At 56.8% G+C, this 965-nt stretch carries 2 protein-coding genes; both read left to right on the forward strand.

What is annotated here, in order from left to right; all coding sequences use genetic code 11:
- Positions 1 to 258 (forward strand): effector protein Tle3 domain-containing protein (locus WS69_RS21230; RefSeq protein ID WP_156438085.1); only part of this gene is annotated, 258 nt, incomplete at its 5' end.
- An 18-nt stretch (positions 259 to 276) separates the two neighbouring features.
- A partial coding sequence (locus tag WS69_RS21235) for a type VI lipase adapter Tla3 domain-containing protein (RefSeq protein ID WP_197419292.1) occupies positions 277 to 965 on the forward strand: 689 nt, incomplete at its 3' end.

Here is a 965-nt window from a genome sequence, read left to right on the forward strand (position 1 = left end):
GTCGGCCAGGCGGTGACGTTGGATGATCCGGACTGGCGGCAGTTGTTGCTATTGATGGCTGATTGGAAGATGACGCCCCGTGCATTTAAGCAGATGAAAGAATGCAAGGCCTTCAACCGATTGGATCAAAGTACGCGTGGTTTTTTAGATGCGTGCTCAACATATTACCGATCGGGCATATTCCCAGCCGAGAGGTTTGTGCCGCTTACTTTTCCGCCATTGGTCACCAGCGAGCTGAAGGCTGAAAGCAAAACATGAGATTATCGAAGAGGCGATATGAAACCTCGTATCTGGCCGTTCGCGGCTGTATTCGTATTGATCGCGCTAGGTTGGACGTTCCTCGTGATGACGCGGCATTATCACTATTGGCAAGCAACAGGACAGGAGATGCCAGGCATGGCGAGTAGCATTCGGAACGGTGTATTGATTGCACTGGGTGTCGTTGCGACAGCGTTCGCGGCGAGCTACGCCTGGCGGCATCGTGCGCCTGTCGAGCCTACGTCGGCGGTCGCGAGTTCAATGTCCGCTATGGCGGAGACACCTGCAGCGGTAATGCACGGCAACAATGGCGCGCCGGCATTGCTTGCCCCGACAAGGGAGAAATTCGTGTTGGAGGTCCGCGGCTTAGGGCTCGTGACCGAGCGCAACGCGAATGACGAAATCTGGAAGGCCATACAAGCAAAGGCGGATAATCACACGTCCTATATGTCGCAAAACCCTGCCGATTATCCGGATAACGAGGATAGCCGGATGACCTACCTCAGTGTGGCGACTGGCCTGAGCTTCCAATTGGCGGCCCATCATTCCGTCGAGTATTGGCCGGTCCCGGTGTTCATTTGGGAACCACCAAAGGCGCAGCGCGCTGATCGGCCAGGCGCAGAACTTTCCGGGCTTCGACAAGAAGCGGGCCTGGGCGTCACGCTGCTGCTGTGGCAGGAAGATGCGAACACCGACGACGGCGCCCG

This window comes from Burkholderia sp. BDU5 (assembly GCF_001522845.1).
GTDB lineage: Bacteria > Pseudomonadota > Gammaproteobacteria > Burkholderiales > Burkholderiaceae > Burkholderia > Burkholderia mayonis.